General features: G+C 65.9%; 22 protein-coding genes and 1 riboswitch. Of the genes, 10 read left to right on the top strand and 12 right to left on the bottom strand.

Annotation, left to right across the window (positions count from 1 at the left end; translation table 11 throughout):
* Positions 1-54: 54 nt before the first annotated feature.
* The 6 genes from HMPREF1316_RS04295 to HMPREF1316_RS04320 all read right to left on the bottom strand — a co-directional run bounded on the left by HMPREF1316_RS04295 (position 55) and on the right by HMPREF1316_RS04320 (position 4186).
* Entirely contained in the window at positions 55-891 is an 837-nt protein-coding gene (locus tag HMPREF1316_RS04295) for a Cof-type HAD-IIB family hydrolase (RefSeq protein ID WP_021725731.1), read from the bottom strand.
* Entirely contained in the window at positions 875-1270 is a 396-nt protein-coding gene (locus HMPREF1316_RS04300; RefSeq protein WP_021725715.1) for a DUF202 domain-containing protein, read from the bottom strand. The genes HMPREF1316_RS04295 and HMPREF1316_RS04300 overlap by 17 nt, the downstream gene beginning before the upstream one ends.
* Positions 1271-1370: 100 nt before the next feature.
* Positions 1371-2270, bottom strand: a complete 900-nt coding sequence (locus HMPREF1316_RS04305) for a PTS system mannose/fructose/sorbose family transporter subunit IID (protein ID WP_021725711.1) — start codon at positions 2268-2270, stop codon at positions 1371-1373.
* Positions 2271-2272: 2 nt separating this feature from the next.
* Entirely contained in the window at positions 2273-3133 is an 861-nt protein-coding gene (locus tag HMPREF1316_RS04310; RefSeq protein ID WP_021725719.1) for a PTS mannose/fructose/sorbose/N-acetylgalactosamine transporter subunit IIC, read from the bottom strand.
* 59 nt (positions 3134-3192) lie between these two features.
* Positions 3193-3690, bottom strand: a complete 498-nt coding sequence (locus HMPREF1316_RS04315) for a PTS system mannose/fructose/N-acetylgalactosamine-transporter subunit IIB (protein ID WP_021725710.1) — start codon at positions 3688-3690, stop codon at positions 3193-3195.
* A gap of 73 nt (positions 3691-3763) precedes the next feature.
* Complete coding sequence (locus HMPREF1316_RS04320) at positions 3764-4186, bottom strand: PTS sugar transporter subunit IIA (protein WP_021725720.1); 423 nt, start codon at positions 4184-4186, stop codon at positions 3764-3766.
* A gap of 334 nt (positions 4187-4520) precedes the next feature.
* Between HMPREF1316_RS04320 and HMPREF1316_RS04325 the strand changes: the two genes are divergently transcribed.
* The 3 genes from HMPREF1316_RS04325 (at position 4521) to HMPREF1316_RS04335 (ending at position 8228) form a co-directional block, all read left to right on the top strand.
* A complete protein-coding gene (locus HMPREF1316_RS04325) occupies positions 4521-5885 on the top strand; it encodes a PFL family protein (RefSeq protein WP_021725723.1) in 1365 nt (454 codons plus the stop codon).
* Positions 5886-6150: 265 nt separating this feature from the next.
* A complete protein-coding gene (locus HMPREF1316_RS04330) occupies positions 6151-7140 on the top strand; it encodes a serine hydrolase (RefSeq protein WP_084620843.1) in 990 nt (329 codons plus the stop codon).
* Between the two features lie 32 nt (positions 7141-7172).
* Positions 7173-8228, top strand: coding sequence for a serine hydrolase (locus HMPREF1316_RS04335; protein ID WP_021725728.1), 1056 nt, complete (start codon positions 7173-7175; stop codon positions 8226-8228).
* A 295-nt stretch (positions 8229-8523) separates the two neighbouring features.
* Here the strand turns inward: HMPREF1316_RS04335 and murB are convergent, their stop codons facing one another.
* On the bottom strand, positions 8524-9456 hold the full coding sequence (gene murB / locus HMPREF1316_RS04340) for a UDP-N-acetylmuramate dehydrogenase (protein WP_021725714.1): 933 nt from the start codon (positions 9454-9456) through the stop codon (positions 8524-8526).
* Positions 9457-9750: 294 nt separating this feature from the next.
* Here murB and HMPREF1316_RS04345 point away from each other — a divergent pair, with 294 nt between their 5' ends.
* From HMPREF1316_RS04345 to HMPREF1316_RS04375, 7 genes are all read left to right on the top strand, one after another.
* Complete coding sequence (locus HMPREF1316_RS04345; RefSeq protein WP_021725727.1) at positions 9751-10866, top strand: 5-methyltetrahydropteroyltriglutamate--homocysteine S-methyltransferase; 1116 nt, start codon at positions 9751-9753, stop codon at positions 10864-10866.
* A gap of 438 nt (positions 10867-11304) precedes the next feature.
* Positions 11305-11452, top strand: a riboswitch (FMN riboswitch).
* A 5-nt stretch (positions 11453-11457) separates the two neighbouring features.
* Positions 11458-12036, top strand: a complete 579-nt coding sequence (locus HMPREF1316_RS04350; RefSeq protein WP_021725713.1) for an ECF transporter S component — start codon at positions 11458-11460, stop codon at positions 12034-12036.
* Between the two features lie 30 nt (positions 12037-12066).
* Positions 12067-13827 carry an ABC transporter ATP-binding protein gene (locus HMPREF1316_RS04355; RefSeq protein ID WP_021725725.1) on the top strand — a complete coding sequence of 587 codons (1761 nt, stop codon included), beginning with the start codon at positions 12067-12069 and terminating at the stop codon, positions 13825-13827.
* Positions 13827-14639 carry an energy-coupling factor transporter transmembrane component T family protein gene (locus HMPREF1316_RS04360; RefSeq protein ID WP_021725750.1) on the top strand — a complete coding sequence of 271 codons (813 nt, stop codon included), beginning with the start codon at positions 13827-13829 and terminating at the stop codon, positions 14637-14639. The genes HMPREF1316_RS04355 and HMPREF1316_RS04360 overlap by 1 nt, the downstream gene beginning before the upstream one ends.
* A 194-nt stretch (positions 14640-14833) precedes the next feature.
* On the top strand, positions 14834-18565 hold the full coding sequence (locus HMPREF1316_RS04365; protein WP_021725712.1) for a phosphoribosylformylglycinamidine synthase: 3732 nt from the start codon (positions 14834-14836) through the stop codon (positions 18563-18565).
* A gap of 67 nt (positions 18566-18632) precedes the next feature.
* Positions 18633-19142, top strand: coding sequence for a hypothetical protein (locus HMPREF1316_RS04370; RefSeq protein WP_021725753.1), 510 nt, complete (start codon positions 18633-18635; stop codon positions 19140-19142).
* Positions 19143-19223: 81 nt separating this feature from the next.
* The gene (locus tag HMPREF1316_RS04375) at positions 19224-19442 is read left to right on the top strand and encodes a hypothetical protein (RefSeq protein WP_021725708.1); all 219 of its coding nucleotides are present in this window, start codon (positions 19224-19226) and stop codon (positions 19440-19442) included.
* On the opposite strand, the gene HMPREF1316_RS14670 is transcribed toward HMPREF1316_RS04375, so the two are convergent.
* From HMPREF1316_RS14670 to yqeB, 5 genes are all read right to left on the bottom strand, one after another.
* On the bottom strand, positions 19427-19573 hold the full coding sequence (locus HMPREF1316_RS14670; RefSeq protein WP_232204434.1) for a hypothetical protein: 147 nt from the start codon (positions 19571-19573) through the stop codon (positions 19427-19429). The two genes, HMPREF1316_RS04375 and HMPREF1316_RS14670, sit on opposite strands and share 16 nt — an antisense overlap.
* Positions 19570-19710, bottom strand: coding sequence for a molybdopterin-binding domain-containing protein (locus HMPREF1316_RS14675; RefSeq protein WP_332248161.1), 141 nt, complete (start codon positions 19708-19710; stop codon positions 19570-19572). Before HMPREF1316_RS14675 ends, HMPREF1316_RS14670 begins: the two co-directional genes overlap by 4 nt.
* Position 19711: 1 nt before the next feature.
* Positions 19712-20050: a type 2 periplasmic-binding domain-containing protein gene (locus HMPREF1316_RS14375; protein WP_198009582.1), complete on the bottom strand. Its 339-nt coding sequence runs from the start codon at positions 20048-20050 to the stop codon at positions 19712-19714.
* 294 nt (positions 20051-20344) lie between these two features.
* Positions 20345-21457 carry an XdhC family protein gene (locus HMPREF1316_RS04390; RefSeq protein ID WP_232204438.1) on the bottom strand — a complete coding sequence of 371 codons (1113 nt, stop codon included), beginning with the start codon at positions 21455-21457 and terminating at the stop codon, positions 20345-20347.
* Positions 21458-21541: 84 nt separating this feature from the next.
* A complete protein-coding gene (gene yqeB, locus HMPREF1316_RS04395) occupies positions 21542-22348 on the bottom strand; it encodes a selenium-dependent molybdenum cofactor biosynthesis protein YqeB (RefSeq protein WP_040651383.1) in 807 nt (268 codons plus the stop codon).
* Between the last annotated feature and the right edge of the window lie 3 nt (positions 22349-22351).

Below are 22351 nucleotides of genomic sequence, written 5' to 3' on the forward strand. Positions count from 1 at the left end.
GCGTCGCTCGCAGAGCCGCGCTGACGCGTCGCCCCCATCCTTCGACAGCCATGCTCACCGGACTCGAGGCGAGAAGATCTCCTCGAGCGTGCGCGCGACGCCATCCTCCACGTTCGTCCAGCGGGTCACGTGAGTGGCGGCCCGCCTCACCTCGTCGATGCCGTTGCGCATGGCGTAGCTCTGCCCCACGGCCTCAAGCATGTCAAGGTCGTTGGCGCCGTCCCCAAACGCCAGGGCGTCCTTGGGATCGACGCCGACATGGGAGCACAGCAGCCGCACAGCATCCGACTTGCTCACGTCGCCCCGCATGATCTCGCACAGCTCGGGACGCGAGAGCACGGCGTTGAGTTTTGGAAAGCGCGCATGGACGATGTCCTGCGCCTCGGCGATGTCCGCAGGCTCCCCCATGAGCAGGAACTTGTGCACGCCCCGCTCGTCGAATGCCTCACGCAGGCTGCGGCACTCGCGCGCCTGGGCCAGCACGTAGTACTCCTCCTCGGCAACCCGCGGGTCGCTGCGGTCGTTGACGATCCAGGTGTGGAAGCCATACGTGAACACGCACACCTTGGGCAGCCGCTCGTCGAGATAGTCCTTGATGCGCAGGGCCTCGTCCAGGGCAATGGGCTTGCTCAGCAGCTCGGTACCATCCCCATCCAGCACGTAGGCACCCGAGTAGCTCACCGTGGGGCCCGAGAACCCCAGGGCCTCCTGGATGGGGTACAGCCCCTCCGGAGAGCGGGCGGACACCAGGCAGAAGGGCACGCCCCGCTCGGCGAGCAGCCTGAACGCCGGGGCGCTCGATGCCATGGGGTGGTGGTCGGCGTCCACCAGGGTGCCGTCGACGTCGCTGAAGACGATCTTGGGAAGCCCCCTCTCACGCATCATGCCCATGACCGCCCCTCCTTTGCCTCGACGTGTCCGGCGTGGGGGCCTTGCCTGGCCTCCTGACGGGAGCCGTGATGTCCACGCCGATGGACCTCATCATGGCCCTCACGTTTGCCTTGGCACGCTCCACCACCAGATACAGCATGAGTCCCGTGAGCACCGAGACCACCATGACGATGATGCCCACCACGAGCGACCAGGAGGGTCCGCCCTGGTAGGTGTTCCAGTAGGCCAACAGGGCCCCCACCGCTATGAGGGAGTAGGCGATGCGCTTCCACACCTCCATGCGCATGATGGCGCGCGTCTGCAGGTCCGCCTCGGCGATGAGCTCGCTGCGCTTCGCGGACGTGACCTCCCTGTCCGTCGTGTCCGTCTTGTCTGTCATGCGTTCCTCACCCGTCTCGAACGGAGGGGCGGGACCGGATGGTCCGGCCCCGCCCCAACGGTACCACGCGTCCCTCCCAACCTTGCGAGAGGAACCGCGGCTAGTACTGCAGGCCAGGATTGAAGAAGCCGATCAGCACGCCCACGAAGGCGATGACCACCAGGATGAGCATCACGGGGATGACGCCGATCTTCTTCTTGGTCATAAGCCACCAGCAGAGGTACACGAACAGGAAGTTGAGCAGCTTGGGGTAGATGCCCGAGCCGAACACGTTGAGCGAGACGCCCGCCTCGCCCGCGGCATCGAGCGCCGACTGGGTGACGGTGTTGGAGCTGCTCCACAGCACGCTGTCGAGCGAGCCGAGACCAGGGAGCTGCAGGGCCGTGCTGATGGAGATCCAGGTGGCGGCCACGGCACCGATGACCATGGTGCCCACCTCGACGATGGCGCTACGCAGCGCCTGCGACTCGGGACCGACGAGCGCCTGCACGGCGTTGCCGCCCATCTCGTAGCCGCGGTTGTAGGCGAACTTCATGCCAAAGTACATGAGCAGGTTCCAGGCCACGATATAGAACAGCGGGCCAAGGACCGAGCCGCCCTGGGCGAGGCCGAGGGCGATGCCCAGCAGGATGGGGATGAAGGTGCCCACGACGATGGAGTCGCCCAGACCGGCGAGCGGGCCCATCAGGCCGGCACGGATGCCGTTGATGGTCTCGTCGTCCAGGGGCTCGCCATTGGCGCGCGCCTCCTCCAGGCCGGCGGTGAGGCCCACGACGATGGTGCCGATCTGCGGCTCGGTGTTGAAGAACGTGGTGTAGGTCTCGAGGGCCGTGACCTTGTCCTCCTCCTTCTCGTAGAGGTCGTCCACGATGGGCAGCATGGCGGCAAGATAGCCGAACGTCTGCATGTGGGCCTCGGAGAAGCAGGTGAGGTTGCCATACGACCAGTTGCGGAACGACTTGTTGCGCGCCTGGGCGGAAAGTTTCTTAGGCTCAGCCATGATTAGATGTCCTCCTCTTCCTCGTCGTCACCGGCACTTGCCCCAGCGATGGCGGGACGGGCCGCCTTGGCCTCCTCGATCTGGTACTTGATGAGGGCGAAGAACGCCGCGATGATGGCGCAGGCGATCAGGTTGAGGTGCAGGCACGCCGCGAGCGTGAAGCCAAAGGCAAAGGTCAGCCAATCGATGGGCTTGGTGATGACCTGCTTGCACAGGATGGCGACACCGACGGCGGGCAGCAGCGAGCCCACGGTGAAGAGCGTCTTCATGGCGATGCCGTCCATGGGCATGTAGTCCTTCATGAGGCTCACCATGCCCTCACCTGCCAGGCAGATGGCGACGGTGGGAACGAAGGAGAACAGGATGTGGGAGATCCAGGGGAGCACGAAGTCGACGAGCGGAATGGTACGCCTGATCCTGTGCCAGTCGCGCGTCTCCATGGCGCTCCAGCCGACGGACTGCCACACGAGGTTGAGCGTGGCGGTGCCGTAGAAGAGCACGGTGCCGAGGGTGCCCACGGCCGCACCGAGGGCGGCGGCGAGCGACGAGGCCTCGGCCGATGCCGGGTCAAGGTTTTGACCGTGGATGGCCAGGATGGAGAGCGGGATGCCGATGTAGGTGACGGCACGTACGTCAGCCGAGACGGTCCCGCCCGGGGTCACGAGGGCGATGTAGACCACCTGGATGGCCGCGCCGACGACGATGCCCGTTTGGACGTCGCCCATGATGAGGCCGACGACCAGGCCACCGACGAGCGGACGACCGAGCGTGTAGTTACCAATGGTCGTGCCGCCCATGCCCGGAAGCGATGCCAGGCAGGCGAACAGGCCGAGCAGCACAGCTTGGAAGATACTGATGCCCATACCTACGAACCACCTTTCTCATTGTCACTCCCACACGGGACGTGCGGGAACACGCCTGCTTAGCGAAGGTCGAAGCGATCGCGGAACTTGGGCCACTCGCCGATGGAGTTGTCGGTGAGCAGGGAGAAGTCCACCGTGTAGCCCGCCTTGGAGATGTCCTCGAGCGCCTGGGCCTCCTCGGGGGTTATGGACTGGTTGTTACCCAGCTTGACGGCGCCGGGACGGTCGTTGCACGGCCCGATGACGACACGTTTGACGTCGGAGGGCACGAAGCCGAAATCGATGAGGATCTTCCTCATATCAAGCGGGTTCTTGGTGATCAGGAAGTAGCGGGTCTTGCTGGAGAGGACCTTCTCCATGCTCTCCTTGAAGTGCGCGAGCGTCCAGATGAAGGTCTTCTTGTCGGGAGCCGCACCCTTGTAGGCCGCCTTGAGCACCGGGTTGGTCGCCGCAGCGTCATTGACGGCGATGATGCCGTCGCAGGGGTACTCGAGAGCCCAGCGCGTCACCGTCTGGCCGTGGATCATGCGATCGTCCACGCGTACGAAAGAGATCATGTCATTCCTTTCTCCTGTTGCCTATGATGTGCCTGATACGGTGAATGCACCAGACAGCCGTGCCAAGGTGCGCCTAGAGGTCGTCCTCGTCATCATCGAGGTCGAGCACGAACTCGCGGATGGCAGTCCGCCCCTCGTTGATGATGCTCTCCTTGAGGGTGGCGTCGTCCTCGTCCGACTCGAGGGCCGCCGTGATGAGCATGGGTACGTTGGCCCCGCCAAACACCGTGGTGTTGGCGATATGGCCCGTCTCGGTGAGGACGTTCATCGCATTGGTAAGCGGCGAGCCGCCAATGAGGTCGCCAAACAGGAAGATGGTGTCATCCGTATCGATCCTGGAGATGGTCTCCTTGAGCTTTGCCGTATAGGCATCCGCGCCCATCCCATCCTCCATGCCGCAGCCGAGGACGTCATCCCGACTGCCTACCAGCATGCTCACCACGCTCTGAAGGCCTGAGGCAAACGTACCATGACTCACGATCAGAAGATACCGCATGCAAAACCTCCCAAGACGATGTCTGCGGCGATACCGCACGCGCACACCTGCACCATGGGGCAAGCCGATGCTGCGACACGCCAACGCTCGCACAATATGGCTAAATTATGGACGATTTGCTAAGGTTGTGTGTGCACGCCGCTGAGTGAGCCGTGAACGGTCATCACTCGCACCTCAAGGGAACCCTCGGACAGAGACATGAGACGTATGATACCATTGCTTTTTCCACACATCGCTACACCTCTGTCACGGCTCGCACGATCCGTCCGCAGGCACGCCCTGCCACCATACTAGAATCATAGGCAGCGAGCGGATTCGACAGCGGAGGACGAGCATGGCCATCACCCCCGAAGAGATAGCCGAGACCCACTCGATGGTCTCCCAGCGCAACCTTGACCTGCGCACCATCACCATGGGTATCTCACTGTGTGGCTGTGCGGACGAGGATATGGGCCGCATGTGCACGAAGGTGTACGACCGCATCACGCACACGGCGGAGCATCTGGTGGAGGTGGCGGGTACCCTCGAGCGCGAGTACGGCATCCCCATCGCCAACAGGCGCGTTTCCGTGACGCCCATCGCCCAAATTGCAGCCACCTGTTCCGACGAAGACCTCACGCCACTTGCCCATGCCATGGACCGTGCGGCCGAGACCCTGGGCGTCGACTTCATGGGTGGCTTCTCGGCCCTCGTGCAGAAGGGCATGGGCAGTGCCGACCGCCGGCTCATCGACGCCATCCCCGAGGCCGTGGCCTCAACCGACCGCGTGTGCGCCAGCGTCAACGTAGCCAGTCTGCGCGCTGGCATCAACATGGATGCCGTGCTGCTCATGGCCCAGAGGATGATCGATGCCGCCAGGCTCACCACCGACGTCGACTGCTATGGAGCCGCCAAGCTCGTGGTGTTCGCCAACATGGTCGAGGATTCCCCCTTCATGGCGGGTGCCACCCACGGCTCCGGCGAGGCGGATGCCGTCATCAATGTGGGCGTCTCAGGTCCCGGTGTCATGGCCGCAGCGCTCGAGCAGCTGCCGCGGACGGCCAGCCTCATGGAGGTCGCCGAGAGGATCAAGGAGACCGCCTTCAAGATCACCCGCGCGGGCGAGCTCATGAGCCGCGAGGCGGCCCGCCGCCTGGGCGTGGAGAAGGGCATCGTGGACCTCTCGCTGGCACCCACCCCCGCTGCTGGTGACTCCGTGGCCAGGATCCTGGAGATCATCGGCGTGGGCGAGTGCGGCGGTCCCGGCACCACCTGCGCCCTCGCCCTGCTCAACGACTGCGTCAAGAAGGGCGGTGTCATGGCCAGCTCCAGCGTGGGAGGCCTCTCGGGCGCGTTCATCCCCGTCTCGGAGGATGCGGGCATGATCCACGCGGCCGAGGACGGTGCGCTCTCCCTGGAGAAGCTCGAGGCCATGACCTGCGTGTGCTCCGTGGGCCTGGACATGATCGCCGTCCCCGGCGACACCCCCGTAGAGGCCATCGCCGGCATCATCGCCGACGAGATGGCCATCGGCGTCATCAACGCCAAGACCACGGCCGTGCGCCTCATTCCCGCCATCGGCAAGCAGGAGGGCGAAACCCTGGAGTTTGGTGGCCTCTTCGGCTCCGCCCCCGTGATGCCCGTCAACCGATTTGCCGGCAGCGTGCTCGCCCACCGCGGCGGGCACTTCCCCGCTCCGCTCAACTCGCTCAAAAACTAGCGGACAGCTCTTGGGGAGGGCACCGTCACAGCAGCATCACGGGAACCGTCGCTCGGGGCGGAGGTTGGCCCAGAACGCGCAGCTGCGCCAGCGCGAGCGGCGTCGTCCCCCAGGGTGGCAACGCCCCCGCGGAAGCGCCTCTCGCGCACCGCGCCCGAACCGGCACCCCACGCGCCCGCAGCACGCTGGCCACACCCCGCGACAACGCGGCCGCGCCCCTCTGCCCCGGACCCTACGGTATGGCCAGCGCGTCCTGCGCCATGGCATGCGCATGCCATGGCCGGAAAGGGCCCTGGTCTTCCTGGTTACCCTCGTCCTGGCGCTCGGCGTGGGCGCCGGCGTCAGGCGCTGCTTGGCACAACCTACGGACTATGGTCCGGATGTCATAACTCCCACGGACAGCGTGACAGATGGCACGGCCCCAGACGATCAGGGCGCTGCGACCGATGCGGCATCAAACGCCCCCACCTCCCTCACCGCCGAGGCGGATGGCGGCGCCCTCGTGCTCTCTGGGGATGTCGGCAGCCGCACGGTCGACGACCTCTCTGCCGTCGTGCAGGAACTGGACGCCCTGCAGGATGGGGGCATCCAGGCAGGCGTGGCGGTGACGTCACTCGACGGCAGCATCACCCTCACCTACCAACAGGATCAGAGCTTCTATGCGGCCAGCACCATCAAGGCGCCCTATGTCTGTGCCGTGCTCGAGGAGGACCTTCCCGCCGGAACGACAAGCATGGCATCGCTGCGCGATGCCATGAGCTCCATGCTCCTCTACTCGGACAACGACTCCTATAGGCAGCTGCGTGACAGCTATGGCGATGACGTGTTCCTCACCTGGCTGCAACGGCACGACGTCACAGCGGGAACCTATGGCTCGCTGTCGGACTACGCCCGCGACCACTACCCCTTCAGCACGCCCGAACAGCTCACGCAGATGTGGCAGGCCGTCTGGGCCTTCGTGTCAGGCGACGCACAGGGCGCCTCGTACCTGAAGGACCTCCTCGCACGCAGGGAGGAGAGTCCCATCGCCAACGCATTGGGACCCCAGACCGAGACCTACTCCAAGGCGGGCTGGTATCCCGAGACCGACGGCAGCGACGCCGCCCCCGCCTCAAACGACGCGGGCGTCGTGATCCATGGCAGTGCCTCGACGTCCTACGTCATCTCCGTCATGTCCACCGCACCCTCCGAGCTCGATAGGCTCGAAGGGCTCATCTCGGCAATCGATCACCTCATGGACGCAGATGGCGCCTAGACACCGCCATCATCATCGAAGGGGGCATGGGCATGACGGATCAGGCTGACCGCGCGCACTACAAGGGCGGCAGGCGCACCGCTCCTGGACAGACCGGCCACGGGTGTCCCCGTGCCATCGCAGTGGCCCTGATGGCGACCCTCGTCATTGCCTCCACCTGGTGGGGCGTCTCGCACATACCGAGCCAAGGGGGACCAGCCCAGCCTGCCGCACAGGAGACGCAGGTGGATGCCGGCGCCCCGGCTGCCACCGAGGAGGCACCCGAGGGGGAGACGTCCTCCGTACCGGCCGTACCAGAGGAGCCACCCGTGGAGGCCCGAGGCCTGAGGGACGCCATCCAGATGGAGGGAACACCCGACTCGCTGCCCTCGTCCCAGGGGTACGCCAAGCTCACACGGGCCATTGGCGCCCTGGAGGACCAGGGCCACGGCGTGGGCGTCTACCTCTGCGACCTCTCGAGTGGGGCCACCGTCACCTACCGCAAGGACGTGCGTTTCTATCCCGCGAGCTCCTTCAAGGGTCCCTTTGCCGTCGCCCTCCACGAGATGCTCGTGGACACGGGCCAGGTGAGCTCGGGCGACATCGACGACCTCGTAAGCTCCATGATCGTCAACTCCGACAACAACGCCTACACGACCCTGCGCAAGCGTTACGGCATGCAGATGTTTGGCTCGTGGCTCAAGAGCTTTGGCTTTGACCCCTCAGACTACGGCGGACAGCACACCTACCGCGTCTACAACTACCCCTACACCACGCCGGACGAGTTCGCACGCATGTGGGCGCACATGTATGCCTACCTCTCCTCGGAAAGCCCCTCGGCCAGCTACCTCTCATCCCTCTTCGAGCAGCGCAGCGTCTCGGCCATTTCCAACGCCGTGGGCGACAACTACAGAAGCTGGGGCAAGGCCGGCTGGTATCCGCATGCCGAGAGGGATGGGGCGACGGCCGCAACCGTCGATGCCGGCATCGTCTTCTCCGATACGGGTACCTACCTGGTGGTTGCCATGTGCGACGCCCCTGAGGACTTCGACGCCCTCACGCAGGTGTGCTCGGCGCTTGACGCAACGCACGACGCCATGGTGGCATAGCGAGGCGCCCACCCAGGGGGGTTCCCAGCACACGGATCCAGGACGCCTGCGGGGACTCGTGCCGAACCCGTTTTTGCCCAAGCGTTGGGCGCTGATGCGCGTTTGGGCCCCAAGTGCGCGATGGCATACGCCAAAGTCGGTCCTCTGAGAGGCCATATCCCAGGACAAATGACACATTGCAAGGATAAGGGGTGCCATATGGGGGCACGACGAGCCCAAACGGGCGTATGCCATCGCGCACTTGGGGCCCAAACGCGCATCGGGCGCACGAAGTCAGCCTCACCCACGCCGGGTGTCAGCCCAAAAAGCGCACCTCAGGTTCCAGACGCACGCCAAACTGGCGCTCGACCTCGTCCTGCACGTGCTCGATGACCGCATGGACGTCGGCCGCCGTGGCGCCACCATTGTTGACCACGAAACCCGCATGCTTGGTGGACACGCCCGCGCCGCCCACGGTGTAGCCCCTGAGCCCCGCATCGGTGACGAGCTTGCCGACAAAGTGCCCCTTGGGCCGCTTGAAGGTGGAGCCGGCACTGGGGAGCTCGAGCGGCTGCCTCTCCTCGCGACGCTGTGTGAGCTCATCCATCCGCGCACGAATCGCCCCACGCTCCCCCTCACGCAGCTTGAAGGTGGCCGAGAGCGTCACCAGTCCATCCGTGCGGACGCGGCTCGTGCGGTAGCCCAGGGCAAGCTCGTCGGCCACAAGGGTCTGCTGGGTGCCGTCCGACATGAGGCAGCGCACCGACTCCAGCACGTCGGCTATGCAGCCATCGTAGGCCCCCGCGTTCATGAAGCAGGCACCACCCACCGAGCCAGGAATACCGCAGGCAAACTCCAGTCCCGTGAGACCCAGCTCGCAGGCCATCTCGGAGGCCTCGCACAGCTGCACACCCGCCTGACAGGTAAGGCGATCACCGTCGGAGGTGACATTTACCAGCCCCTCCACACACGACACGATCACGCCATGGTACCCCTCATCCGCCACGAGCAGGTCGCTGCCACAGCCCAGCACGAAGTGGGGAACGTCCGCAGCGACGCAGGCAGCGATGACATCCCTGACCTCGTCCGCGTCATCCGGCATCACGAAGAGGTCCGCGGGGCCACCGATCCTGAACGTGGTGTGCTCGCTCATGGGCTCCCGCTCGCGAACGTTCTCCTCGCCCACGATGCTCCGTAGCCTCCAGGTGAGATCCTGCATGACGCTTGACGCAAGCGTGCTCTCGAGCATGCCCTGGTCACTCTCCCTTGTCCGACATAGGCGCAGCCACAGTGACAAGTCGCTACACGGCTGCCAAGTATACCAGCTAGGGTGCTGGGATTCTCAGAGGGACGCACGAGGCGACCAAGACCCCGTTGCCTGTGGCCCATGCCTATGATGCGAGCTCATGCGCGGGTTATATCCAACGGTTATGGCCACATATAGCATTTGGGTAACGCCCCGCGAGGGGAAGCACCCCTATACTCTTCAATCAGCAGCTGTGACACACGCGACTATGGCAGGACGAAGAGCGGGAGGTTTGGCATGGCGGGTCTACACGCGCCCTTCAGGTTTGACTATGTGGGAAGCTTCCTGAGGCCGGAGGCCCTCAAGAGGGCCCGCGCCGACTTCACGGCAGGCTCCATCACGGCCGAGGAACTCACGGCTGTCGAGGACGATGCGATACGCGACCTTGTCGCCAAGCAGAAGGCAGCCGGCTATCACGTGATAACGGACGGCGAGTTCCGGCGCAGCTACTGGCACCTCGACTTCATGTGGGGGCTCGAGGGCATCGAGCACATCGAACTCGACCATGGCTATCGGTTCCATGGCGAGGAGACGACACACGGATCCGCTCGCGTGACGGGCAGAATCGGTGGTGCGGACCATCCGTTCGTCAGGCACTACCAGTTCATGCGCCAGTTCGAGGAGGAGGGGGTCATAGCCAAGCAGACCCTGCCCGCACCGGCCCAGACGCTGGCGGAGCTGTTCCGCGAGGACAACGGGACGCAGACCACGCGAGTCTACCCCGACCTTGACGAGCTGATCCGTGACGTCGCCATCGCGTACCGCATGGTCATCCGCGACCTCTATGACGCGGGATGCCGCACCGTCCAACTTGACGACTGCACCTGGGGCATGATTGTGGACGCCTCGTACTGGAAGCATAGGGAGGGAGCCGGCCTCACCGTGGAGAACGAGGCCGAAAGGTATCTGCGCATCAACAACCTTGCCCTTGAGGGCCTGCCTGACGACCTGACCGTCACCACCCACATCTGCCGCGGAAACTATCACTCCACCTACGCGTGCGAAGGCTCCTATGACGCCGTCGCCCCCTATGTGTTCGCCCGCGAGAACGTTGATGCGCTCTACCTCGAGTACGATGACGAGCGCTCCGGTGGCTTCGAACCCCTGGCCCAGGTGCCGCCTGACAAGAAGGTCGTGCTTGGCCTCATCACCACCAAGAGCCCCGTCCTCGAGGACAGGGACGCCGTCATCCGCCGCATCCACGAGGCAGAGCGCTACGTCCCCCTGGACCGGCTCTACCTGAGCCCACAGTGTGGGTTTGCCTCCTGCGAGATCGGCAACAAGCTCACCGAGGAACAGCAGTGGGCAAAGCTCGCCCTCGTGAGACAGATCGCCCAGGAGGTCTGGGGATAGCCACCGACATGGAAGTGAGACTCCAGTCACGCCATCGTGGTCGCCATGTGCCATCGTGTGATCATGATGGCGCGAGAGGATGACATGACCACGGGATCGACTTCTGCTGTATGCGCGTGACCGATATGGTACGTACCCGTGATGGAGCTGGACAAGAACAGGATCGGCCTGTCCGGAACGGCAGCTGCGACGTCATCAACCTGGGGTGCGCTCCCGAGGATGTCACGGCCCTTCGCCTGAGCCTACCTGTGAGCTGCCCGGCGCCAGCTTCCGATTGGCATCGTAGGCCCCATCCTCGGCACATGCGCTCCTGCGCCATCCCATGTCGACGGTCGATGACGTGGGCGGGCTCCACCAGGAACCCCCATTGGCGTATGCGGCGCTGACTTTTTTGCCGCGCACGTCAATGCATCCGACTAGCAGGGGTATAGTGGGAGACATCAGTTTCAGGGCGGGGTGAGAGTCCCCACTGGCGGTAAGTGGCCGCACGCCGTGAGCCACGAGTCCGCGCACCGCGATGAAAAGAGCGGTTGACCTGGTGAGAGTCCAGGACCAACGGTCATAGTCCGGATGAGAGAAACGGAGGCCATCATGGCACGACTCACCACGCGTCACGACACCCACTCCACCACGAGCCAGTCGCACGGCTGGTCGACCAAGCGCATCGCCGTCACGGCACTGTTCTGCGCGCTCATGGCCATCTCGACGCTCCTCATCGAGATCCCCCTCCTGCCAGCCGTGCCCTGGCTCAAGTACGACCCCTCGGGCGTCTTTGGCCTCGTCGGGGGCTTTGCCTTTGGGCCCGCCACGGGGGCGGTCATCTCCATCATCCCGTACCTCCTGCACATTGCCACCAGCTCAGGCGTCTACGGCACGATCATGGCCATCCTCGCGACGTTCTCGCTCGTCGTGCCCGCATCCCTCATATACAAGCGCGTGCCCACCATGTGGGGAGCCCTGTTGGGCATGCTCGTCGGCGCCATCGTGTGCCTGGCCGCCTGCATCGCGGGCAACCTGATCATCACCCCCCTCTATGCGCACATGACCACCGAGCAGGTCGTGGCCCTCATCGTGCCGGCGCTGCTGCCGTTCAACCTCCTCAAGGTCATCATCAACTGCGCGCTGGCGCTGCTCATCTACAAGCCCGTCTCCAAGGCGTTGGGCAACTAGCCCGCCATCCGCCCCGTGCAAGGACATGCCGTGCAACACCTTGGCCCCATCGCACACCTTGCGCACGTCACCCTCGCCTACGAGGGTGACGTGCGCGCCCTCGATGACGTCTCCCTGGAGGTGCGTGCCGGGGAGCGGCTCTGCGTCCTGGGGGCCAACGGATCGGGAAAGTCCACGCTTGCAGGCGTGCTGGCGGGGCTCATCGCACCCGACGGGGGCTCCGTCGATCTGGTGGGCAGGCGCGTGCTCACGGACGGGGTCCCCGACTATGATGCCTATGTGCAGGCCCGCCGCATGCTGGGCCTGGTGTTCCAGAACCCCGACGACCAGATCGTGACGTCCGTCGTCGACGAGGACGTCGCCTTTGGCCCCGAGAACCTGGGGGTTCCCCCTACCGAGATCGACGTCCGCGTGCGGCGGGAGCTCCATCGCACTGCGATGGAGGCCTATGCCAAGGCTGACCCCACGCGTCTCTCGGGCGGACAGAAGCAACGCGTCGCCATCGCCGGCGCGCTGGCGATGGAGCCGGCCCTGCTCGTGCTGGACGAGCCGGGCGCCCTGCTGGACGTGCGTGGACGCACCTCCATCATGAGGGTCATGGGCAAGCTCAAGGCCCTGGGGACGACCGTGGTACATATCACGCACTTCATGGAGGAGGCCCTCGAGGCGGATCGCGTGATCGTGATGGGCCAGGGACGCATCGTGCTCTCCGGCTCCCCCTCCGAGGTGTTCTCGCACGACGAGGCCATCCGCGCCCTGGGCCTCGAGGAGCCCTGGACCGCACGACTGGCCACGCGCCTCCAGGAGTATGGCACCCGGGTGCGTTGGACGTGCGACGCTCCCTCACTTGAGCGTGACATCGTGGCCACCTGCACGGATGTCAGCGAACCCGCCCCCATGACCCCGCCGGGCCCCGTCGCCCCGCACGGCCCCATCGCCCTTGAGGCGTCTCACGTCTCCTACTCCTACGAGGACGGCGATGCCCGCGCCGACAGGCACGCGGCCCTGGATGACGTCAGCCTCGCCGTCCGCCAGGGCGAGCGCTGCGCCATCATCGGGCAGACGGGTTCGGGCAAGTCGACCCTGCTGCGCCTCCTGTGCGGACTCGAGGTGCCCGACGGTGGCACCGTCAGCGTGGGGGGCGTGGGCACCGCCACCAAGGAGGGGCGTCGCCAGGTGCACCAGCTCGTGGGGTACGTAATGCAGCATCCCGAGCGACAGCTCTTTGCCGAGACCGTCCGCGAGGACGTCTCGTTCGGCCCACGCAACAGGGGTCTTGCGGAGGACGAGGTCGCACGGCGCTGCGAGGGGGCACTGAGGCTCGTGGGACTCGCGGGGCTTGAGGATGCCTCCCCCTTCGAGCTGTCCGGAGGCCAGCGGCGCCTGTGCGCCATCGCCGGCATCCTCGCCATGCGCCCGCGCATCCTGGTGATGGACGAGCCCACGGCCGGCCTCGACCCACGGGGGCGCACGGAGCTCGGTCGCATCCTCGGGAGCCTACACGAGCGGGGCGTGACCATCATCGAGGTCACGCACTCGCGCTTCATTGCCGTGCGCGTGCAGCGCGTCTTCGTGCTCGACCAATCGCATCTGACCATGAGCGGCACGCCACGCCAGGTGTTCTCCTACCCCAACGAGGGGCGGCTCCACGAGGCGGGGCTGGGCCTTCCCACGGCGCTCGAGTGGGCGCGCCGACTGCGAGCCGATGGCGTGCCCTGCACCGAGGCGCCGCTCGCACTCGAGGAGCTCGCGCGATCCCTTGCGCCCCAGGCACGGAAGGGTGACGCCTGATGGCACTGCGCATCTCCATGGGACAGTACCTGCCAGGAGACTCCCCCCTGCATCGCCTGGACCCACGCGTCAAGCTTGGCGGAACCCTTATCCTCGTCCTCAGCGCGTTTGGCATAGCCACGCCCACTCAGCTGCTGCTGGGCCTGGCGGGCATCGTCGCGCTGTTCGCATGCGCGCGCGTGCCGCTGGCAAAGGTGGCCGCCTCCATCAGGCCCGTCGTGGCGATACTGGCGTTCCTTGCCGTTTTCAACCTCTTCTTCGTGCAGGAGGGGGAGCCGCTCTGGCGTTGGGGCGTGCTGGGCATCACCACCGGCAGCGTGCGCGTGGCCGTCATCTACAGCCTGAGGCTCGTCATTGCCACGCTCGCCGCGGCGCTCATGCTGCTCACCACCACGCCCACGCAGATCACGGACGCCTGCGACGCCGCGCTCTCACCCTTGGCCAAGTTGGGGCTCCCCGGCCATGAGCTTGCCATGGTCTTCTCGCTCATGCTGCGCTTCATCCCCACGCTGGCCGACGAGACCCAGGCCATCCTCGATGCGCAGACCATGCGGGGCGCGCCCATCGGGGAGGGTCCCCCCCTTCGGCGCGCACAATCCCTGATCCCGGTGCTCATCGCCCTGCTTGCGAGCTCCGCGCATCACGCCGACGGCCTTGCGCGCGCCCTGGATGCACGCAGCTATGTGGGCGGGGCCACCAGAAGCCACTGGCACCCCATGCGCATGCGCCCCAGGGACTGGCTGGCGCTGGCGCTGCTCGCGGCCTATGTCGTGGCGCTCGTGGCAGCGGGGCTACTCGCCGTCACCCTTTAACGTGTGCGTTTCCGTCATCCTTGCTGACGTTTCCACAGATGGCGACTGGCTCACCCAACGGAAACGTACACGCTGGCGACACCCTCACCGTAGCTTCCGGTGGCTGATTAATTATGGGTACACGCGGCACAGGTGACCTGGGCGGTCGTATCATGGGCGTGTACGCGCAATCGCCGCTCACCGGAGGGCACGCCATGGTCTCACGCGTCTACGTAGAGAAGAAGCCGGGTTTTGACGTCGAGTCGCAACAGCTGGCACACGAGCTGCGTCACACCCTTGGCATCAGGGGGCTCGAGGGACTGCGCATCATCAATCGCTATGACGTCGAGGGCATCACCAGGGAGCTGTTCGAGCGGTGCGTGCCAACCGTCTTCAGCGAACCACAGTCCGACGTGGCCACCACGCGTCGCCCCGCCGCGGGCGCGGGCGCCAGGGTCTTTGCCGTCGAGTTCCTTCCCGGCCAGTTTGACCAGCGCGCGGACTCCGCCAGCGAGTGCATCCAGCTCATCAGCCAAGGCGAGCGCCCCGCCGTCGCCTCCGCAAGGCTCTACTACCTCACGGGCGACCTCTCCACACAGGACGTCGAGGCCATCAAGCGCTACGTCATCAACCCCGTGGAGGCGCGCGAGGCATCGCTCGCCACGCGCAGGACGCTCAGGGTGGCCTACCCCACGCCCGAGGCGGTGGAGACCATCACGGGCTTCCGCACGCTCACCAAGAGGCAGCTCAAGGCCTTCATCGGCGAGCACGGGCTGGCCATGGACCTCGCGGACGTCACCTTCTGCCAGCGCTACTTCAAGGATGAGCAACGCGACCCGACGATCACCGAGATCAGGATGATTGACACCTACTGGTCGGACCATTGCCGCCACACCACCTTCGGTACCCAGCTTGAGCACGTGCGCATCGACGATTCCCTGGTCGGAGGGGCCTTCGAGCGCTACCTCGCCGTACGCCATGAGCTGGGGCGCGATCAGAGGCCCGTCTGCCTCATGGACATGGGAACCATAGGCGCCAAATACCTCAAGAGGAAGGGCACTCTCAGGAGACTGGACGAGTCCGAGGAGATCAACGCCTGCACCGTCAAGTGCAGGGTGGACGTCAACGGACACGACGAGGACTGGCTCTTCCTCTTCAAGAACGAGACGCACAACCACCCCACCGAGATCGAGCCCTTCGGTGGTGCGGCCACCTGCATCGGCGGCGCCATCCGCGACCCGCTCAGTGGCCGCAGCTATGTGTACCAGGCCATGCGCGTGACCGGCGCGGCAGACCCCACGGTGCCCGTCTCCCAGACGCTCCCCGGCAAGCTCCCCCAGCGCAAGCTCGTGCGCACGGCCGCGATGGGCTACTCAAGCTACGGCAACCAGGTCGGCCTGGCCACGGGTCAGGTGAGCGAGCTCTATCACCCCGGCTACGTGGCCAAGCGCATGGAGATCGGCGCCGTCGTGGGCGCCACGCCCGCCCGCCACGTGCGCCGCGAGCGTCCCGCTCCCGGCGACAGGATCATCCTTTTGGGTGGCCGCACCGGCCGCGACGGCATCGGCGGGGCCACCGGCTCCTCCAAGGCCCACAACGTGGAGTCCCTCGCGAAGGACGGGGCCGAGGTGCAGAAGGGCAACGCCCCCACCGAGCGCAAGCTCCAGCGGCTGTTCCGTCGCGAGGATGCCTGCAGGCTCATCAAGCGCTGCAACGACTTCGGCGCCGGCGGCGTGAGCGTGGCCATCGGCGAGCTGGCCGACGGCCTTTCCATCGACCTCGACAGGGTCCCCAAGAAGTACGAGGGGCTGGATGGCACCGAGCTGGCCATCAGCGAGTCGCAGGAGCGCATGGCCGTGGCGCTCGACCCCACAGACGTGGACGAGTTCATGCGCTATGCGCATGAGGAGAACCTCGAGGCCACCGTGGTCGCCGAGGTCACCGCAGAGCCGCGCCTGCGCATGTCGTGGGGCGGAGCCACCATCTGCGACGTGAGCCGTGAGTTCCTCTCCTCCAACGGAGCGTCCAAGCACCAGGACGTCCATGTGCTCGCGCAGGGCACCTACGAGCCCACATGGCGGGGTGACACCATCGCCCAGAGGATGCGCTCCGTCGTGAGCGACCTCAACGTGGCCTCCAACAAGGGCCTCGCCGAACGCTTCGACTCCACCATCGGCGCGGCGACCGTGCTCATGCCCTTCGGTGGGAGGTACCAGCTCACGCCTCCCATGGCCATGGTCGCCAAGCTCCCCGTCCCCGGCGAGACCACCACGGTCTCCGGCATGGCCTGGGGCTTCAACCCCTACCTCATGAGCGAGAACCAATTCACGGGCGCCTACCTCTCCGTCGTGGAGTCCGTGGCCAAGCTGGCCGCTGCCGGCATCGACCGCAGGTCCATGTACCTCACGTTCCAAGAGTACTTCGAGCGGCTGCGTGACGTCCCCGAACGCTGGGGCAAGCCCACGGCCGCCGTCCTGGGTGCACTCATGGCCCAGCTCGACCTGGGCATCGGTTCCATCGGTGGCAAGGATTCCATGTCCGGCTCCTTCGAGGACCTCGACGTCCCACCCACGCTCGTCTCCATCGCCACGGGCCTGGGCGCACTCGACCGCATCGCCTCGCCCGAGTTCAAGTGCACGGACAGCAAGCTCTGGCTCATCCGGCCCGCATACCAGGCGGATGGCATCACGCCCGAGCCTGCGAGCTTCCTCAAGGTGCTCGACTTCATCCAAGAGCACCTTGGCTATGGCGTGCTGCGCGCCATCTCCACGCCGGGCTATGGCTGCCTCGCCGAGCAGCTCTTCAAGAGTGCCGTGGGCAACCGCATCGGCTTTGGCCTGGCAAACGACGTCGATTCCTCCATCCTCTTCAGGCTCGCCTATGGCAGCTTCGTCATCGAGGTGGACGAGGGGACCTTCATCCCCGTCGACCGCCCTGGCGTCATCGCCACCTTCCTGGGTGGGACCTCCGCCGAGTACCGGATGTGGGCTGGACGCGAGGTCATCGACCTCACCGAGCTCCAGGAGGCGTGGGAGTCCGGCATCGAGTCGGTCTTCCCCTACCGTGGGCGGGGCGAGGACGTCGAGCCCGTGAGCTTCGATGCCCTGGGACGGGGCGTCGCGCGCAGGGCGCCCGCCGTCAGGACGGCCAGGCCGCGCGTGGTCATTCCCGTGTTCCCCGGCAACAACTGCGAGTACGATTCCGCGGCGGCCTTCGAGCGTGTGGGAGCCGAGGTCACGACCTTCATCGTCAACAACCTCACGCCCGCTGCGGTGGTCGAGAGCACCAAGGCCTTCGTGGGGGAGGTTCAGAAGAGCCAGATCATCATGATTCCCGGCGGCTTCTCCGGTGGTGACGAGCCTGATGGCTCCGCCAAGTTCATCACGGCCTTCTTCCGCGCGCCCGCCGTCACCGAGGCCGTGCGCGACCTGCTCCAGGCACGTGATGGCCTCATGCTGGGCATCTGCAATGGCTTTCAGGCTCTGGTCAAGCTGGGCCTCGTGCCCTATGGCGACATCGTGGACATGACGGACGAGTGCGCCACGCTCACGTTCAACACCATCGGCCGGCACCAGAGCCGACTCGTGAGCACGCGCATCGCCTCCACCCTCTCGCCCTGGCTCTCACGGTGCGAGGTGGGCGACGTGCACTCCATCGCCATCAGCCACGGCGAGGGACGCCTCATGGCGCCCCGGACGCTGCTCGACGAGCTCGTGGCCAATGGCCAGGTTGCCACGCAGTACGTGGACGACGCCGGTCGACCCTCCCAGGACCTCGCCGTCAACCCCAATGGGTCGCTGCGTGCCATCGAGGGCATCACCAGCCCCGACGGACGCGTGCTGGGCAAGATGGGCCACACCGAGCGCTCAACTGCAGGAACCTTCAAGAACGTGTCGGGCAACCACTTCCAGCCCCTCTTCGAGGGCGGCGTGGCCTATTTCGCATAGGGCCTGCACCTCGCTCGAGGAGGGCATATGCTACGCTCGTTCGGTACCACGCGAGCAGGGAGGCATCGTGGCAAAGAAAACGACGGCGAGCACGCCACGCGAGAAGGTCGACTTCAAGGGACAGCTCTTCCTCACCCTCCTCATGTTCCTCGGCATCTTTGGCATCGCCTTCATCCTGCGCTCGCTCCTGCACATGAACGACGTCTACACCGGCATCTTCACGGCCATCATCCTGGCCATCATCGTGTTCTACCTCTTCCGCAAGGCACAGGAGGATCGCTGGCGGCGCGAGAACAATGACGCCGAGAGGACGGTGAACCCCATCATCAAGCGCTATGCCGCGTCGCATGATGCACGCGAGCTGGTACGGTCCTACACCACGTGGAACAGGGGCGCCCACGACCCCGACCTGCGCCTCCAGTTCTCTCAGCTCGTAGTGGAGGCACTCATCCGGGACGGCCACACGAAGGATGCCCGTACGGTCCTTGCCACCATGGAGGAGATTGCCACCACCACGGGCAACGCCAAGAACTTCGCCGGCTACAAGGCGGACGTCCTGTCACGCATCGGTGCGTAGGGCGGCGGCATGCGTCCCGGTGCCGGATGGCCCAATGGGTACACTCACCTCAAGGGAACAAGCCGAGGGGACGGCGGACCTATGCAGAGCACGCTCATCAAGGACACCACGCGCGAGGAGCGCAGGCAGATCGTGCGGCAGGGACTCTCGTGCGGGGATGACACCGGCTGCGACCAGTGCAGCGGCTGCAGCATGGGCATCGGCTCCCTCGAAGCCATGTACCAGCCCTACATCGACGGCAAGCTCGAGCTCGCAGAGGTCAACATGCTGCATGCGGCGCACAGCTACACGCACGGCTGACCGTCGCGACCCGAGCGCACCGCACAATCCACCGGACCACCCCGCAGCATGCGCAGGCCGCAGCCGATGGCACCGAGCACGACCCGGGTGTCCTCGCAGGCAGCCTTGGAACTGCCCAGCAGGTTTATCACAAGCGTGCGGCCCGCGAGGTCAGCCGTCCCACGCGAGAGGCAGCCGTGCGCGTGATGGCCATCGATGCGGCACGCATGGCCTCTGGTATGCCAGGGGCCAGACGCTCGCACACAGCCAGCGTCGCCTCGGGTGTCACATCAGGGGGAGAGAACCCCGTACCGCCCGTCAATCAGCACGAGGACCACATCATCCGTGACCTCAACACGCAGGACGTCCTCGATCGGCGCGGGCCCGTCAGGCACCATGCGGAAGTCGATGACCACATATCCTGCACCCTCAAGCACCTGACACGACGCGGGGCAGATGACACGACCGCACATCTCCTCGGTGGCCTCGTCCACCACGGTCAGCTGGGAGGAGACGGCATCGGTTCGATAGATGATGCCACAATCCGCCAGACCCTCGGACACCTGGGTGGCACCCTCCTTGACATTGGAGCCGTAGGCGATGCGGCCCCCGCGCAAGGACCGTCTCATCGAGGCCGAGGTGCGCGAGGATCCTCTGCGTGTACTGGCCTACGGGCACATTGGCGTCGCCCATGGCAAGCACGAGCCCCCGCCTGCAACCGGGCGGCCATGCCCGCGAACCCCCCTATGTCTCTGGGGTTCCCCGCGCCCACGCTCAGGGCAACGCAGTCGCGCCTATCCACACTGAAAGCGTGTGTCATCATGAATGCCCCTCACCCAGTCGTGTCCATCCCTCGAACTCCACTCAAAACGCGCTTACGACATGGCGTCTCGCGCACTTGAGACGCGCGGGGCCCCCCTCCGCTACGCAGTGGCCGTTGGGGCCTGGGAGCTGTGGGAGTGCCCGTCCCCAGGCCTGAGCCCCGCGCGACAGCGAATCATCTGCGCGGCAATCGACACGGCGATCTCCCCTGGCGTGACGGCAAGAATGTCCTCTCCGATGGGCAGCCTCACATCGTCCGCCCATGCGCGCTCCACGCCACGCCGCACCAGGGCGTCCCGGACAAGGGCCGCCTTGCGACGACTCCCAATGCAGCCCACGTAGGCGGGTCGCGCATGCGCCAACTGTTCCAGGACGTCTATGTCCGCGACATGCCCGTGGGTCATCACCACGGCATAGTCGTTGCGGGCAATGTCCACCTTCTCTGCGATGTGGTGGAAGTCGCCGCACACGACGCCCCGCGCTTGGGGGAAGAGCTCGGGGACGGCCATGTCAGCGCGGTCATCAAAGATGACGACACTGAAGCCGACGCTCGCCAGCACCGGACAGAGCTTCTGGCCAATGTGCCCGCCGCCGAAGACATAGGCGGTGGGATCGACGGTCAACGGCTCACGATAGGCCCGAGTCGCCTCGTCCCATGTGGGCGTCGTCGGGAGCGCCACACCGCCCATGGCCCCCTGCCCGCCGTACGTCCCCAGCGTCATGCGCGGTGCCGTAGCGTCTCCCCACTCCTCGCTCAGAAGCAGGGATCTTCCCCGGGACAGGCCGTCATGCATGCGCGACAGCACGTCGCCGTCCACGGATGGGTCAAGCATGCGCATGCCCACCAACGCATCGCCCCCACAGGCCGTGCCCGTCTTGGCGTGCGTGAACCACTCGAGCGAGCCGTGCTCCCTGCCTGCCAGCATGCCGACGCAGCGTTCCTGGACGACCCGCTCGACAGGGCCGCCACCTATCGTGCCCAGCCACACGCCATCGGGGAGCAGTGCCATTCGGGCGCCAGCGGGGCGCGGGCTTGACCCCCTCGTTGCCAGCACGCTCGCAAGCACGACCGGACGTCCCTGCCCGAGCTCATCCACCAGCCGCCCCACAAAGTACGTGTCGCGCATCGTCCCATGTGAATCCTCCCTCACAAAGCCCACTCCCTCCATGTCATAGGCACCCATGCCTGCCGCCGCGCCATACGTTCCTCCCATGGCCCTGCACGACATCGGTACCCGATCCCAAACCTCGATGGAGGGACCGCCCGTCCGCAAGGCCATCCGCCCTCCCGTGCCACACTACCCCCTGAGCCGTCCCGAGAAGTGCAGAAGCGCCTCCAGCACGCCACCGCCGATGGCACGCGCCTTGTCGGAACAGGAGTGACAGTGATCCGGCCTGCAACGCGGGTCGATGTCACCCACCTTCATGCCACAGGTGACGGGCACGCCCTCCTGCAGGAGCCCCCGCAGCACCCCACCAATCGTCGCGGGCAGCGGCGCTCCCGCCACCGAGGCAATGACATCCCCCCTGCGCACGACATCGCCAATGTGGGCGACGGGCTTGAGGGTGCCATCCACGGGAGCCCGGAGCACACGCTCGACCGTATACCCGCCTATGTCGCCTGGCACACCCGAGTTGGGGATGGGCGACCCGTCGTAGATGACGCGACCAAGGTGATGGCCACGTTTGGTCTCGACGGCGGCATGGCAGTCCGCATCGGGGCCCTCACCCGCAAGGAAGCCGGGACCCACCCCAATGACAATGGGCGCCATCTCCTTGCTGGTCCCCAGGTTGCGCTTGGCAATGATGGCATCCACCACGACGTCGGGCGCAAGGCGGGCGATGCTCTCCCCCTCGGGGTCGACGAGCACGGCGACGATGCCCTGGGCGGCAATCGTGCGCGCCTCCTCGACGCATATGCAGAGCCTGCCGCAAACGTCCTCCACATGCGTCTCGCCCAGTCGGATGGCCTCGCAGAAGCTCACCGTGCGACGCACGGCCGTGGGAAGGGCCATATCGAGCATGATGACGTCACATTCCGCCCTCTGCAGCCGTAGTGCTATGCCCGAGGCAAGGTCCCCCGCTCCCCTGATGACAGCCAGCATGTC

It is taken from the genome of Olsenella profusa F0195 (genome assembly GCF_000468755.1).
GTDB classification, from domain to species: domain Bacteria; phylum Actinomycetota; class Coriobacteriia; order Coriobacteriales; family Atopobiaceae; genus Olsenella_F; species Olsenella_F profusa.